The organism is Thalassotalea marina (assembly GCF_014656435.1).
GTDB lineage: Bacteria > Pseudomonadota > Gammaproteobacteria > Enterobacterales > Alteromonadaceae > Thalassotalea_C > Thalassotalea_C marina.
Genome location: NZ_BNCK01000006.1, coordinates 204660 through 219464, shown reverse-complemented (window position 1 = coordinate 219464; position 14805 = coordinate 204660). Strand labels below are relative to the sequence as shown.

The window sequence follows — 14805 nt, the reverse complement described above, 5'->3', positions numbered from 1 at the left end:
TTATTAGGTCATATCATTTACACGAGGAATAGACTGAAAAAGGAACTCATTAATGATTGGCTTAGTCGTGTTACTTTTTATTTCTTGGGCTTTGCTTAAGTGGCTGGTGCAAGAGCCTATCACTGTACTGGGTATATTACCTACTAAAACTCGTCTGCTCGAATGTGTGCTTGGCATTGTCATTATGGGCTGTTTTGCCGCCATCAATTTTGTATGGCAGGCGCATTTTAAAAATATCCATTATCAAATCAATCCTTCCTATGATTGGCTAGCTTTGTTAGATGCATCATATTGGCTGTTTAAATCGGTTGCTTTTGAAGAGCTGGTGTTTAGAGGGGCTATTCTTTATTTGCTCATTCAGCGTATTGGTTCGATTAAAGCGTGCATATTAAGCGCAATTGCTTTTGGAATTTACCACTGGTTTAGTTACGGACTGTTTGGCGCGCACCTAGTTTTAATGATTTACATATTTTTGTTAACAGCAAGTGGTGGATGGATGTTTGCTTTTGCCTTTGCAAAAACGAAATCGATATACGCACCACTTGGTTTACATTTTGGCTGGAATTTTGTCACTGCGGTTGTATTTTCATCAGGAGCTATCGGCAACCAATGGCTTGTCCCACAAGGGGAAGCCATCGAATTTAATAACTTGTTAACGCTTTTATTTTTCTCACTGCAGGCAATTATTATTCCCTGCCTAGTTACTTGGCTGATAGCATGGCGTTACAAAAACAGTGATGTAAATCATGCCCAAGTCAATAAAGCTTAGCTTTGTAGGAGTTCTTGAAACGCTTCATTGTCTCGTAAACTGTCAAAATACGATTCGTCGGTTAATTCTTCTTTTAAATTGCTGGCCAGTGTTAACGCCGTTTTAATGTCTTCTATGGCCTGTGAATGTTGGCCTAATTTGGCTTCAGCACAACCACGTTGCCAATAGGCTAGGGCGTATTCATTATCACATTCAATAGCCTGATTTGTTAGCGACAGTGCCCAAGAATCCTCGTCCATGTCGAGCAAGGTATCTGCTTTGTATGTTAAAGCTTCAACATCTTGCGGGCTTAACTCTAAGATTTCATCGTAAATTCTGATTTTTTCAGTGTCATTTTTCTCAAGCCCTGCGCGCATCCACAGCGAGTGAATAGTATTGCTATCAGATATTTTTTTCTGAGTAGCAAATATTTGATCAGAACGTTCTTTTACCGTTTCTTCTAATTTATCGAGTCTTTTTTCGTACTCTAATGTTAATTCATCAACACGTTTTTTAATGCTGAGTTCCGTTGAGTCTTTGATATCTTTAATGGATTTCCAACCCAATAAAACAAGGATCGAAGCTGCGGCTGTAATAATGTAAAAAATATTGTTTGTTGTATCTGCGGTGTAGCGAATAGCGCGATCTGATGCATCTAATCGAATTGTCGCCACCTTATCGGCAAGTTCGGCTTTCATCGCTTGTTGATCTTGGCGAAGCTGTTTTAATTCATCAAGAATATACCGTTCAATAAAAGGCTTAAATAAAGGCTCTTTAATTTCTGGCTCTTGGGTTGTTTCGGTTTTTTCTGCTGTTTCAGCGACAACTGGCTGACTTAAGCTTAATGAAGCAAGTATAAAAACAACACTCAACAAATGAATTAATCGAATCATGGTAAATGCTTTGCCTTAGTTTAGAAGGTGGTTAAAGGTTAGATGTGATATTAATTTGTGCCTTATATTCATCGGTGTTTGTGAAAAATAGCTTAAAAACTATTAAGAGTACAAAGTAATGTTGTTTATTGTGACGCATCGTCAAAAACTTTTCAATGCGCAATAAGACGTGAAGTTTTTAAAGGCACTATGTGCATGTAGGTTTGATATGCAAAGTGCCGCAGTAATATATGATAGGGCCGTAAGCTAGCGTGTTAAAGATTGGTTTTGGCGTTCTTTTAATAAAGCGGCTCGGTCTTTATAAGAAGGGATACTAATGCACAGTACGACGTATAAAATAATACCAACACCAAAAAATGCGGCGATTAAAAAGACAAATTGCAGGCCAGCAAGATTTAAGTTGTAGTAATCGGCCATGCCTCGCAATGTACCTGTGACTAGCCCGTGTTTAGATTTTGTTAATACTTTTGTATATGGTTGCATAATGTTAGCTCTCCTTGCTTTTTTTGGGTTTAGCTTGTAGATAATATTCCGTTAAAGGTGCTTGTTACAGCAAAATAACTGTTTTGCTGTTACCTTAAACTACCAGCTAAATCTCCCTGACTAGATAACTGTATACCACAGGGGCAATATTTAAAACGTCAAACTAAAACTACTACCTTGATTTTTTTCACTTTTCACATTGATATGGCCTTGATGGGCTAACATAATCTGGCGAGTTAATGCTAAACCAACGCCTGAGCCATCTCGTTTTGTAGTGAAAAAAGGAATAAATATTTTATCGGCTATATCGTCAGGGATCCCAGTGCCGTTATCTTGTACTTCGATGACTACATTGCCACGAATGTTAATAAAGGCTGATACCGTAATTGTTGCTGATTGTACTTTATTGACCGCATGTTGGGCATTTTGCAGTAAATTTAATAATACCTGCTCAATCATCTCTCGGTCGGCAAAAAGGGTTAATGTGTCTGGCAGTACTGAAATCTTCAGCGCAATATTGCTATCTTGCCAGTTTTGTTCAGCTAATAACGCCATATTGGTCAGTAGATCTTTGACACAAATTGTTTGTTTATTTGGTGCTGGCAGCCTAGTTAATTTTCGATAACTAGAGACAAACTGCATTAATCCATCACTGCGCCTTGCTACGGTTTGCACCGCTTCACTAATATCGTTTAAGTCATCTTGGCATTGCGGCGAAACTTTAGGTTTGATGTCGTCAACCAAATCGACCGTTGTTTTGGCTAGTGAAGCGACTGGCGTAATACTGTTCATGATTTCATGGGTTAACACTCTAACTAGATCTTGCCACGCATCAAGTTGTGCTGACGCTAATTCTGAGTGTATGTCTTGCAAACTGATCAGCTGCTCTATTTTGCCATCAACCGTAACTTGTGTAGCGGCAATGCTAAGTTGCTGTTGTTGCCCATCAATTGCAATAGTTAGTAATGAACGTTCACCTGGCTTTAGTGATAAAAGCCGCGCTGGGAAATCTGAATTAAACTGAGCAAGGTCATTGATATTGATAACCGCATGTGTACCAAACAAGCGCCTTGCACTATTGTTCCACAGGGTTAACTGGTATTTTTCGTTAACGCTTAATAGTGGTACAGGTACATGCTCTACCACGGCTTTAACATACCGTAACCCTTGCTCTTGCTCATTTCTTGCTTTTTGTAGTTGTGACAATATGTCGCCAAAGGCATCACCGAGTTCATCAAACCCTGCGCCTAGTTTTGATAAGTCAAAGCGCTGAGAAAAATCTGCATAACGAGCAGCACTGAAAAATCGTGTTAACTCAGCATTAGTTCGGCTGACAAATTGAATTAGTGTGTACAACTGAATGCCTAATAAGGCGGTGAGAATAATCGAAGCTGCGTGATAGCCATCAGCAGTAATACATAGCACTAAAAATACTAGGGTTATCATGGCTAGAATAGTTCTTCCAGCGATGAGCATTGAAAACTTTTTAAAGTCCATGTTTTTCCATCCTTCGATACAAGGCCGCTCTGGTTAACCCTAATGCTTTTGCTGCGTGACTGATGTTGTATTTATGTTGTTTCAAAGCGCGGCTGATGGTTTGTTTTTCGATGATTTCTAAATTGAGTTCACCGCTATCATTTTCTGGTGCGGTAATGGTTGGTTGCACTTGTGATGACGAAGCTGGAGCTGAAACTGAAACATCAGTGTTTTTAAGTTGAAAATCGTCTGCGGATAAGGCTTGGTTGTCTGTCATGATAACGGCACGTTCAACCGCATGACGTAGCGCTCTAACATTACCAGGCCAATGATAATGAGTCAGTGCTTCAACGGCGTTATCTGCTAGTGTTAGTGGTGATTTTTGGTACTTTTTGCCGTAGATATCAACATAATGCTGGGCAATAGCTGCAATATCTTCTTTTCGCTCTCTTAGGGGCGGTAAGGTTATTTCGACCGTATTTAAGCGAAATAATAAATCTTGTCTGAATTTTTCTTCATCAAGTAGAGCATGTTTATCGACATTGGTGGCGGCGATGATCCTAACATCAAAAGCTTCTTCTTGATTAGCGCCGACTGGGGTTACTTTTCGTTGAGCTAATACCGTTAACAATTTAGCTTGCAAATGAAGGGGTAAATTGCCTATTTCATCAAGAAACAAGGTGCCACCATCGGCGGCTTTAATTTTACCGACGCGATCTTGTTGAGCACCAGTAAAAGCGCCTTTTTTATGACCAAATAATTCACTTTCGAATAAGGTTTCAGTAATAGCGCCCAAATCAACCGACAAAAACACTTGTTGTGCTCGTGCGCTTTTTAAATGTAGCTCTTTAGCGATTAACTCTTTGCCAGTACCATTTTCTCCTAAAATGAGTACGTTAGCGTCTGTTGGAGCGGCTCTGTTCACCAACTCGTGTACCTGTTGCATAGCGCTGGAGTTACCAATAATGTGTTGGGCGCTGGCGGTACTAGCTTGCACTAAAGCTTGGTTTGCTGCACGTAAAGACTTGGTTTCTTGTCGTGACTTATGTAGCTCTAATGCGGTGCTGATGGTCGCCAGAACTTTTTCATTATGCCAAGGTTTGGCAATAAAATCGGTTGCCCCTTGTTTAATAGCTTCTACGGCGATGTCGATGCCACCATGAGCGGTGATCAAAATTACGATGCTGTCGGGGCGAAGTTTCAGTATTTGAGATAGCCAATAAAAACCTTGTTCACCACTGCTTTCACCTGGACCAAAGTTCATATCAAGTAAGATCAAATCAAATTCACAGTCAGCGAGCAGAGTAGGTAATTGCTCGGGTCGATTACAAATATCGACTTGAGAATAGTGGCGTTTAAGGAGCAACTTTCCTGCGACTAGAATGTCCTGATCATCATCCACGATTAAGATTTTTGCCGGTTGTTTCAAGATATTACTCCCCATTGCATAGTGTTCAATAACGTACACCTAGTGTTCGTAAACGTACAGTTTTTTCTTTGAAATTCTAACGTTATTTTAAAAAATCAATAAAATTCAATTAGATATGTTTTGGAACGTTTCTTGTAACTAGATAACTAGAAGATTTACGGCATTAACAGCGAAGTGAATATTATGGGGAATACCTTGAAAGCGGTGAATGAGTCAAAGCCACAAACAGTGTCAGGCTCTGGCATGGATAGAAAAGTGGAAACGAGTAAAAACAAAACACTGATCTGGATTGTTTATGGCGTGGTCGGCATCGCCTTGATTTGGTTGTTATTAACAAGCCTTTCATCAAACAACGGCAAAGTGTTATCTGTTAATGATCAGCGCATCATTTTATCTAAGGTAACTGAGGGAACCTTTGAAGACTTTATTCCCGTTCGTGGTCGAGTGGCACCAGCAAAAACTGTTTACTTAGACGCGATAGAAGGTGGACGAGTTGAAAAAATACTGGTTGAAGATGGTGTTGAATTAAAAGCTGGCCAGTTAATTGTTGAATTGTCCAATGCGTCTTTACAGCTAAACGTATTAAGTAACGAAGCGCGCGTGGCTGAACAGTTAAACAGTATGCGTTCCATTGAGTTGAATCTAGAACAAAATCGTCTTCGACATAAAAGCAACCTAATTGATATTGAATATCAAATTAAAGTGTTATCACGTCAAGTCAAGCAGCAACAAGAGCTATTGGCGACTGGGGCGGTAAATCAATCAGAGTTTGAAGACACCCAAGACAGATTAGATTGGTATAAAAGCCGAAGACAAATCACCTTAGAAAGCCAAGCATCAGATACTCGTATGCAAGAAGAGCAACTAAAGTTTTTAAAAGAAACCAGTTCGCGATTAGAAAGTAACTTAGAGATTTCTCGTCAAAACCTAGACAACATGAGTGTTAAAGCGCCAGTTGCCGGTAAGTTGTCAGGATTTAACATTGAAATAGGTCAAAGTATCGGCCGAGGTGAACGTTTAGGCCAAATTGATACACCAGACGATTATAAGATCACCGCCTTTATTGATGAGTTTTATTTAGGACGAGTTGATATTGGCCAATCGGCTTCATTTGATAGTTACCAATTGGTGATCAGCAAAATTTACCCACAAGTAGTGAACGGCCAATTTGAAGTGGATCTGACGTTTGATGGTCAGCAGCCAACTGACATCCGCCGAGGTCAAACCGTACAAACCAAATTAACCTTGGGTGATGCGAGCAAAGCCTTGCTAATACCTAATGGCGCATTTTATCAAGACACCGGCGGTAAATGGTTATTTGTTGTCAGTGGTGATGGCTCTAAAGCGGTTAAACGACAAGTTCGCTTGGGTCGCAGAAATAATCAATACATTGAAGTTATTGAAGGGCTTGAAGTTGGCGAGCAAGTCATTACCAGTCCTTACAGTAGTTACCAAGACATAGACACATTAAAACTAAACTAATGCACAGAATTTAGAGGAATTAACCATGCTTAAATTACACAACTTAACACGCGTATATCGCACTGAAGATGTAGAAACCTTAGCGCTTAACAACGTGAATATAGAAATTGCGCAAGGTGAGTTTGTTGCCATTATGGGGCCTTCAGGTTGTGGTAAATCAACCCTTTTAAACACGATTGGCATGCTAGATTCGCCGTCTTCAGGAGAATACTGGTTTAACGATGAAAACATTGCAGGTTATTCAGAAGCTCAGTTAGCAAGTATCCGCAAACGCAACATAGGCTTTATTTTTCAAAACTTTAACTTGATTGATGAATTAACGGTTGAAGAGAACATCGAATTGGCTTTGTTGTACCACAACATTCCAAGCGCTGAGCGTAAAGCTAAAGTAGCTGAGGTAATGGACAAAGTAGGTATAGCACATCGCGCAAAACATATGCCTAGCCAATTATCTGGTGGTCAACAGCAACGTGTGGCCGTTGCACGAGCGGTTGTTGGCGAACAAAAAATGATTTTGGCGGATGAGCCAACAGGTAACCTCGATAGTGTGCACGGTGAAGAGGTTATGGAAATGCTTCAGGCACTAAACAAAGAAGGTACCACGATTGTGATGGTAACCCACAGCCCAGCCCATGCTGATTACGCTAAACGCACCATCAACTTGTTTGATGGCAGTGTGGTGACAGAAAACGTTCGAGCAGCTTAAAGGTAACCTTATGTTTAAAAATTACTTAATTATCGCTTGGCGCAACATTGTTAAAAATGGCGTGTTTTCTGCGATCAACATCTTTGGTCTGGCAGTGGGTTTAATGAGCTGCATTTTGATCATGTTATTTGTTAGAGAAGAAACGGGCTACGACGATTGGATCAAAGATAAAGATCGTTTGGTTCGTATGCATACCGCGGTGAATATTCCAAACCAACCCGCGTTTTTAACGGTGCGATCTGCCGGACGCATGATGGAAGCAATTCGCGATTACGCTACCAATGAAGTTGAAACTGGCATGCGCTTAATTCAGTGGGGCACGACAGTTCAACATAATGGTGAAGGCTTTGCTGAGCAAATTACCATGGTGGATAACAGCTTCTTTAATGTTTTTGCCTTACCATTTTTACACGGTGATATTGAAAGCTCTTTTAACAAGCCAATGGATTTAGTTATCACGGAAGAAATGGCAACTAAATATTTTGGCCGCACCAACGTGCTTGGTGAAACCATTAGCTTTTGTTGCCTTGGTGGCAACCCGATAACACTGAAAGTTACTGGTGTACTAAAAGATTTGCCTGACGCGACACATCTAGACGCTAACTTTATTATTTATCTAAACCCTGCGATGTTTGGTGAAAATGATAACGTGCTTAACACCTGGAGCAGCTTAAATGTGTATACCTACTTTAAAATGCGTGAAGGTATAAGTGTTGAGCAATTACAAGATCGCATCAACTATTGGCTTAATAATGAAAGCCCAATGGTTAACATGCTGAAAGAGCGTTTAGGTGATGCGGCGAACGGTTTGCAAGTAACAGATACCTTCCAACTCAATGTCATGTCAGTTCCCGACTTGCACCTAAACGCAAAAAATGATGCTGGCAATATGGGAGATCTAACGCCTATGGGAGATCAAAACATGATTAATACCTTTGTCGTTGTCGCGCTACTGATTTTGGTGATTGCTTGTATCAACTTTATGAACCTCTCTACAGCTAAAGCGAGCAAACGTGCTAAAGAAGTGGCAATGAGAAAAGTGTTGGGCGCTTCAAGAACACAAGTGGCGTTTCAGTTTTTAAGTGAAGCGGTGGCGTTGGTTTTTATTGCATTACTGTTTGCTCTTGCCGCAACCGAAATTGTTTTACCTTTTTACAATGAGATCATTGGCAAAAACTTGCAGCTAATGTTGTTTAGCGACCCTTATTTACTGGTCAGTTTGTGCTTAGTTGCAACTGCCGTTGGCATTGGGGCAGGTTTATATCCCGCCTTGTATCTATCAAAATATTTACCTGGCCATATCTTAAAGGCCAGTAAAAGTTCAGAGTCGCAAAGTTCTGCAAAGCTTAGAACGGGATTAGTCGTTGGACAATTTGCGACTTCTATTATCCTAGTGATTTCAACCATAGTGGTTTATAGCCAAACCTTGTATTCAACCTCGGTTGATGTGGGGTATCAATATGATAACAAGCTGGTATTAAACATTCGCGCCACAGGTGACAACCTTGATAGCCTTAAACAAGAACTATTGAATTTGCCGCAAGTGACAGACGTCGCGTTTTCATCGGAATCACCCACCCAAGATAACGAAAACAATAATTATTTTTCGTTAGTTGAACCTAATCAACAAGGTGAAAAACTCGAGCCATTATTGTTGAACTATCACCATATGGATTATGGCTTTTTTGAAAGTTATGGCGTTAATTTGTTAGCAGGTCGTTTCTTCGATAAAAACTATGGTACTGACGCTATTACTCAGTTACCTGAAGGCCATGAGGGCATGGGCAAAGCAAGCGTAATTTTAAACCGCGCAGCTGTCACCAAACTTGGCTTTACGGACGTTGAGCAAATTATTGGTAAAACCTTAGTGTTAAATGATCACGAGCTAACCGTAATTGGCGTTATTCCAGATATTCATTTTCGCTCGATTAAATTTGGTATTCGTGCTTCTGCTTTTTTATTGGATGAAAACCGATTTAGAGTGGCTAATATCGCTTTTCAAAGTAATGACGTGTCAGGCTTGATGGACGATATTCACCGTATTTGGAAGCAACAAGTACCATTACAACCGATGAATTTACAATTTCTATCAGAAATGATGGCAGCACAATATCGCGATGAAACCACCACGGCACAATTGTTGTTAGTGTTCTCCGCTTTAGCCATTTTGGTGTCATGTTTAGGTTTGTATGGCTTATCAGCATTTACAGTTGAGCGCAGAACTAAAGAAATAGGGTTGCGTAAGGTTATGGGCGCGAACGTAAGCCAAATAGTAAAACTATTGATTTGGCAGTTTTCAAAGCCTGTTGCCTTGGCAAACCTTATTGCATGGCCGATTGCAATGTATGCCATGAACTCGTGGTTAGAAGAATTTCCATATCGTATAGAACAATGGTACTTGCTGCCAATTTGTTTACTGGTTGGTTTATTGAGTTTAAGCATCGCTTGGCTAACCGTTGGTGGCAATGCCGCACGAGTTGCTCGCAAAAACCCTGTTCATGCCTTGAGATACGAATAACACAAAAGCTTTTGTGAGGGCTTAAGGGAGCGGTGGCGCAGTGAACTATTCCTGTGTCACCGTTTTTTTAATCAAGTTCTGTAGCTTTGCACCTTTATATTTTGAAACAAATCCTTTTAGTAAACATCTTTTAAAACTTATTGTTAGCACAGCATAACTTGATAGAATGCTGGCGCAGTGTCTAAATAAAAATAAGGATAATAATGAAACGACTAATAGGCGCATCAATACTTTCGTTAGTGGTAACGGGTTGTCAACTCAATAGCAGTTCAGTGGAAGATACCGTGGTTCACAATACCCCTAAATACCCTGAGTACGTTCAATCAGGACAAACGTTACCGCTTACTAGCATCGTTGATGTAGACGGTAAGGTTATCGACCTAAGCAATCAACATAAACAAAAGCTGGTTATTCTTTTTGCAACTTGGTGTTCAGACTCCAACCGTGCGCTAAAAGCGTTGAATGAATCACCGTTATTACAAGATGAAAATATTGAAGTCATCGCCATAGCACGAGAAGAAACACAAGAACAAGTGATTAAGTGGCGTGATGAAAATGGTATTAAAGTACCACTGGCCGTTGATCCAGATAGAAAGATCTATGCGCAATTTGCCCAAGGTGGTATTCCAAGGCTAATTACCGTAACAAAAGAAAATAAGGTCATTAAGATGAATTTGGCTGAAGGTGAAAATCAGCTCAATAAAATTGTTTGGCTTTAGTAAATGGGGGACAGACCACGATTAATTGGTCTGTCTTTCTCGTTAAATCGATATTTCTCTTTCGCTTTATATCAACTGGCGCTTGCTTCTTTACTTGCTATAGTTAAAAGTTTTAAAAGCAAGGACGCTTTATTATGCCAAGACGAGCAAGGGTTACGTTACCCAATGTACCTCATCACGTAGTTCAACGAGGTAATAACCGACAAGTCTGTTTTTTCTGCAATAAAGATTATCAGTACTATCTCAAGTGGCTTGAAGAATATGCTAAAAGATACTTCTGTGATGTGCACGCCTTTGTGTTGATGACAAATCATGTACATTTGTTAATAACACCTCGAAAATTAAATAGCTTATGTCAAATTATGAAGCAACTAGGTCAACGATACGTTCAATATATAAATCGCAAATATGGTCGCTCAGGTACGTTGTGGGAAGGAAGGTTTAAGTCGTGTATGGTTCAATGCGAAGATTATTTGCTTAACTGTTATCGCTACATTGAGTTAAATCCTATACGCGCCAATATGACAACTCAGCCAAGTGACTACCCATGGAGTAGTTATAAGGTAAACGCATTTGGCGCTGAATCTAACTTAATAACTGAGCATATTGTGTATACAGCGTTAGGAGTTAATACGACCGCCAGACTAAAAGCCTACCGAGAGTTATTTTTACTAGCACCGACTTCACGAATGATTAGTGATATTAGAGAATCAACTAATGGAAATTTTGTATTAGGTAATGATAAATTTAAAAACCAGATTGAAAATGAACTAGGTAGAAGGGTAACACCAGCTAAAGCCGGTAGACCTCGAAAAAAGTATGTTTAATCGTGGTCTGTCCCCTAATATTGGGCACTTATACAGCGTGTTATATGCAAATGACTACACACGATCGTACCATTCATCAAACTTATCAATTACGCGGTTGTGGTAAAAAGTTTTATTAATACTATTCGGATTATCTGGGTCTAACCTTCTAACTTTACAGTATTTTTCGCCTTCAGCTTTTAAAGAGCGCATTTGATCGTGAAATTTATTATTTTGTTTAAAATCTTTATACCGTTTTTTAAATATTTCTATTACTTGATAATAATCATTCGGGTAGTTTCTAAGAGCTTCTTCTTCTGAGAATACAATTTCAGGTGCTTCAGGATCATTTGTAACTCTTACTTGAAGAGCTTCTTCCGCTGTTGTTTTCACTAACTTAGTCATTAATTTCAATGAAATTGCAAAATTAGGATCATTGCAATTTTCTTCTTCTTTCTCGATTTTTTTCAAATATGAAAGAAGGTTGCTTTTAACCTCGTTATCTATACTGAAACTAGTGACATCTGACAAATGAAAGAAAGATACAGGCATTAAATAAAAGTTAAACTGCGTAAAATCGTAACTAAACCAGTTCATAGCTAAAGCCATGAAATTTTGGAGCGAAGCCGTTCCGATTTCTTGTATTTGGGTGCTTAGTTCAACATCATCATGAATGAAATGAACTGAGTCATCTCTTATGTTTAAAAGCAATCTAATATTTAATTCTACAGATCTAGGTATTTGTTTAGTTTCAATCAAGCGGTTCATCGCTTGAACAGCACCAATTGTTTTTGCGTTTCCACTTGGTGTAATTACAGATTCGCCTTTAATGTAGAAATAAATACTTTTTCGGTTATCATCATTATCTTTAACAAGTTTAGCTTTGAGTAGTAACTCCCACGCATTTACCATTAAGATGGAAAATGTTTCTTCACGATATTCAAAGTTTGGTTTGTTGTAAATTTCAATGGCAGATATACAGGCTGAAATAGCTTTATCTACAAGTGTTTGATAAAAGTATTTTTCAATTTCTACGTTTTGACTTTGGTGTTGTCTAAAAGTTACTTCACTATATTTTGATATTAGTTCAGTTACAGAGTATCCAGCTTCGCCCTTAACCAATAATTTCGACCACTTTTTACGTAAGTAAGTTTTAACAGTGGACAAACTCCAACCTGTGTTTTCAGCTAATTCTTCTAGGTGAAAACAATTCTTTTGTGCATACTTTTGAGAAAAGAAGGCGAATGCCTTATCAACTTGGCTCCATTTGTCGGCTACCACTGTGCTCTCCTTTGCATAAAAAACCACCACGTGGGCGCATAAATGCTTGGCTAAAATTAATTAAAAAATGAGCGCAAGCCAAGCGTTTTGCGTCCAATTGCCATAACGGTCTTGTTATGTTTACTTTAAAATAGAAAAAGCGATCATTGCAGGAAAGATAATTGCCCAATACTCAATTGGTATACCAATAAATTTGTGTAATTCAGCTTTTTTCTCCAATCTAGTATTTTCATGGAGTACTTCTCTAGTTTTATAATTTAAATAGTACCCAAGCATTCCTACCGATGCTGAACCTACCAATGCAGCTAACATTTTTGGCCACTCATTTTGGATATAAAAATCTTTACCATAAACAAAATTGAAACTAGCTTGAACTAACGCCATTGTCCCAATTATAACAACTGGAGCTAACCAGCCTTTTCGACTCCACAACACTTTCTAATTACTCCTGTAAACATAACAATCAAGCCAATGTATTATTTGGCTTTTTTGGCTTGTAGTTCATTAAACTTAGCTAATTGCTCTTCGGTTGCTGGTAGCTGGTATTTTTCTTTCCACTCGTCGTATGGCATGCCGTAAACTTGCTCACGCGCTTCGTCGATATCAACATTAACACCTAGCTTTTCTGCTTCAGCGACTGTCCATTTTGAAAAACAGTTGCGACAAAAACCTGCTAAGTTCATTAATTCAATGTTTTGCACGTCTTTTCGGCTGTCTAAATGGCGAAGTAAACGTCTAAATACCGCGGCTTGGATCTCTATTTCTTTTTCCATTTATTGTTATCTCTAATCTAGTAAATCTGTTGTTTCATCCTGTTTTACTGGACGATCATGACGGCGAATTTGTACGATCAGCCCCATATAAGGATGGTCTAAATAGTGGGTTTCTCGGCTGATCAAACGTCGCTGCTGTGAAAGCCTAATCGGCTTTAAATCAATGACGCTATCAGGAACTAATTTTAGTGTTTCTTGCTCTGCCAAGGATAAATTTAAAATTGAAAAATCAGCTTTAATGTTTAAGTAGTTACCCACCAAAAATATGTTTAAGAAGCCATCAAGATACCAAGGCTGAATAGGTGGGGTAGGCGCCGCATCCATCGCCACGTCGTTGTTTCCAATGCGCAAAGGTGTCGCTGGTCGATTTAAAATATCGATACTTTGGTTTTCATCAAAGTTATCCAGTGTTGAAAACATCTGGTTTAATCTTTGCTGTTTTGCCTGTTGCTTCTCTTGTGCTGGTGTAAGCCCGCTTTCCACAGCTTCGCTACCATCTAAAATTTGTTGCAGCGCAGCTTCGGAATGTTGTTCTTGCTCTAATTCTTGCTGATATTGCGCTAAAGCCAATTGATAAATGCGCGCTAGATTGTCACCAGCGTATAGTTTTACTGGCGTACTTTTGTTCTCTTCAAATACCTGCTGTCGCCACCCTACATGCAATAATGGGCGGAAGTTTTTACTGCGTCTTAAATTTAAAAATACATCTTTTAATTCAAGAGAGTCACGGTCAATAATATAAGGCGTGTTGCTGTAAAGATCTTCTGCTTGGCCTATTCTTGGCGGCATCACATCAGTTGGAATACCATTGTAAGTATAAAGCTGTGGGTTGGGGTTTAAGTCATGAAATGCTTCTGGGTGAATAGCGCATAACGACGCTGACAAAGGTTTAGTTTGAGCATGATAACGTAATTGTATTTCTGAAAACCTTTGCTCAGCTTGTTCAACTAACGCTAACTCTTCATCGGTTAACACTAACTCAGCCTGTGGAGCTTGTTCGTCAGTATTAATACTTGCATCAACAGCTTGTGAGAGTTCTGTATCTTGAGTGCTTAAATCGTCAACAACGGTATCGGTGCTTTCTAATCTGGCTTGTTCGTCAGCCATTAAACGTTCAAAAATACTTGCGTCGGTAAACTGAGCGCTGATCTGTTCAAGCGATAACAATGGAAAAGCTTGTGGCATTTTTGCCGGCGTAATTAATGGCGCTCGTTGATATTTATCATCACAATAGGGCAGTTGCTGCTTTAACGTTGATATTTCTGGTGATAATACTGATCGCAGAATATCTAATGAGCGGCTATATTCAGGCATGGATCTAGCACGATCAAATACTTCTTTGACCTCATTTTTGTCTGAAAGGTTAGACAGTAAAATCACTTCGATTTCAAACCAATCACCAGACCATCTGCTGGTTGCAGCTAAAGCATTGGCTGCAAATACACCGGTAAGTAATGCGATCGTTTGTTTTATTTTCATCTAAATACCAAG

14 protein-coding genes are annotated in these 14805 nt (G+C 39.3%); 6 read left to right on the top strand and 8 right to left on the bottom strand.

Annotated features, from left to right (window positions below):
* The first annotated feature begins 52 nt into the window (after positions 1-52).
* Entirely contained in the window at positions 53-769 is a 717-nt protein-coding gene (locus IE199_RS14300; RefSeq protein ID WP_189771788.1) for a CPBP family intramembrane glutamic endopeptidase, read from the top strand.
* Here IE199_RS14300 and IE199_RS14295 read toward each other — a convergent pair.
* The 4 genes from IE199_RS14295 to IE199_RS14280 all read right to left on the bottom strand — a co-directional run bounded on the left by IE199_RS14295 (position 766) and on the right by IE199_RS14280 (position 5029).
* The gene (locus IE199_RS14295) at positions 766-1641 is read right to left on the bottom strand and encodes a tetratricopeptide repeat protein (RefSeq protein WP_189771786.1); all 876 of its coding nucleotides are present in this window, start codon (positions 1639-1641) and stop codon (positions 766-768) included. The two genes, IE199_RS14300 and IE199_RS14295, sit on opposite strands and share 4 nt — an antisense overlap.
* A 246-nt stretch (positions 1642-1887) precedes the next feature.
* Positions 1888-2124: a PspC domain-containing protein gene (locus tag IE199_RS14290; protein ID WP_189771784.1), complete on the bottom strand. Its 237-nt coding sequence runs from the start codon at positions 2122-2124 to the stop codon at positions 1888-1890.
* A gap of 150 nt (positions 2125-2274) precedes the next feature.
* Complete coding sequence (locus IE199_RS14285; protein ID WP_189771782.1) at positions 2275-3621, bottom strand: sensor histidine kinase; 1347 nt, start codon at positions 3619-3621, stop codon at positions 2275-2277.
* Positions 3611-5029 (bottom strand): sigma-54-dependent transcriptional regulator, encoded by a 1419-nt coding sequence (locus IE199_RS14280; protein ID WP_229854738.1) that lies wholly within the window; start codon positions 5027-5029, stop codon positions 3611-3613. Before IE199_RS14280 ends, IE199_RS14285 begins: the two co-directional genes overlap by 11 nt.
* 183 nt (positions 5030-5212) lie before the next feature.
* Here IE199_RS14280 and IE199_RS14275 point away from each other — a divergent pair, with 183 nt between their 5' ends.
* The 5 genes from IE199_RS14275 to IE199_RS14255 all read left to right on the top strand — a co-directional run bounded on the left by IE199_RS14275 (position 5213) and on the right by IE199_RS14255 (position 11281).
* Entirely contained in the window at positions 5213-6511 is a 1299-nt protein-coding gene (locus IE199_RS14275; RefSeq protein ID WP_189771780.1) for an efflux RND transporter periplasmic adaptor subunit, read from the top strand.
* A gap of 25 nt (positions 6512-6536) precedes the next feature.
* Positions 6537-7217: an ABC transporter ATP-binding protein gene (locus IE199_RS14270; RefSeq protein WP_189771778.1), complete on the top strand. Its 681-nt coding sequence runs from the start codon at positions 6537-6539 to the stop codon at positions 7215-7217.
* A gap of 10 nt (positions 7218-7227) precedes the next feature.
* Positions 7228-9735 carry an ABC transporter permease gene (locus IE199_RS14265; protein WP_189771777.1) on the top strand — a complete coding sequence of 836 codons (2508 nt, stop codon included), beginning with the start codon at positions 7228-7230 and terminating at the stop codon, positions 9733-9735.
* Positions 9736-9938: 203 nt separating this feature from the next.
* A complete protein-coding gene (locus tag IE199_RS14260; RefSeq protein ID WP_189771775.1) occupies positions 9939-10454 on the top strand; it encodes a TlpA family protein disulfide reductase in 516 nt (171 codons plus the stop codon).
* Positions 10455-10588: 134 nt separating this feature from the next.
* Positions 10589-11281: a transposase gene (locus tag IE199_RS14255; RefSeq protein ID WP_189771773.1), complete on the top strand. Its 693-nt coding sequence runs from the start codon at positions 10589-10591 to the stop codon at positions 11279-11281.
* A 54-nt stretch (positions 11282-11335) separates the two neighbouring features.
* Here IE199_RS14255 and IE199_RS14250 read toward each other — a convergent pair whose 3' ends face one another.
* From IE199_RS14250 to IE199_RS14235, 4 genes are all read right to left on the bottom strand, one after another.
* A complete protein-coding gene (locus tag IE199_RS14250; RefSeq protein ID WP_189771771.1) occupies positions 11336-12541 on the bottom strand; it encodes a DUF3644 domain-containing protein in 1206 nt (401 codons plus the stop codon).
* A 120-nt stretch (positions 12542-12661) separates the two neighbouring features.
* On the bottom strand, positions 12662-12973 hold the full coding sequence (locus tag IE199_RS14245; protein WP_189771769.1) for a hypothetical protein: 312 nt from the start codon (positions 12971-12973) through the stop codon (positions 12662-12664).
* A gap of 44 nt (positions 12974-13017) precedes the next feature.
* Positions 13018-13314 (bottom strand): DUF1244 domain-containing protein, encoded by a 297-nt coding sequence (locus IE199_RS14240; protein ID WP_189771767.1) that lies wholly within the window; start codon positions 13312-13314, stop codon positions 13018-13020.
* Between the two features lie 12 nt (positions 13315-13326).
* Positions 13327-14793, bottom strand: a complete 1467-nt coding sequence (locus IE199_RS14235; RefSeq protein ID WP_189771765.1) for a CsiV family protein — start codon at positions 14791-14793, stop codon at positions 13327-13329.
* Positions 14794-14805: the final 12 nt, after the last annotated feature.

Coding starts and splice junctions, on each gene's coding strand:
- IE199_RS14300 (WP_189771788.1), top strand. CDS start 53: ATGATTGGCTTAGTCGTGTTACTTTTTATTTCTTGGGCTTTGCTTAAG.
- IE199_RS14285 (WP_189771782.1), bottom strand. CDS start 3,621: ATGGACTTTAAAAAGTTTTCAATGCTCATCGCTGGAAGAACTATTCTA.
- IE199_RS14270 (WP_189771778.1), top strand. CDS start 6,537: ATGCTTAAATTACACAACTTAACACGCGTATATCGCACTGAAGATGTA.
- IE199_RS14255 (WP_189771773.1), top strand. CDS start 10,589: ATGCCAAGACGAGCAAGGGTTACGTTACCCAATGTACCTCATCACGTA.
- IE199_RS14235 (WP_189771765.1), bottom strand. CDS start 14,793: ATGAAAATAAAACAAACGATCGCATTACTTACCGGTGTATTTGCAGCC.
- IE199_RS14290 (WP_189771784.1), bottom strand. CDS start 2,124: ATGCAACCATATACAAAAGTATTAACAAAATCTAAACACGGGCTAGTC.
- IE199_RS14240 (WP_189771767.1), bottom strand. CDS start 13,314: ATGGAAAAAGAAATAGAGATCCAAGCCGCGGTATTTAGACGTTTACTT.
- IE199_RS14295 (WP_189771786.1), bottom strand. CDS start 1,641: ATGATTCGATTAATTCATTTGTTGAGTGTTGTTTTTATACTTGCTTCA.
- IE199_RS14260 (WP_189771775.1), top strand. CDS start 9,939: ATGAAACGACTAATAGGCGCATCAATACTTTCGTTAGTGGTAACGGGT.
- IE199_RS14265 (WP_189771777.1), top strand. CDS start 7,228: ATGTTTAAAAATTACTTAATTATCGCTTGGCGCAACATTGTTAAAAAT.
- IE199_RS14275 (WP_189771780.1), top strand. CDS start 5,213: ATGGGGAATACCTTGAAAGCGGTGAATGAGTCAAAGCCACAAACAGTG.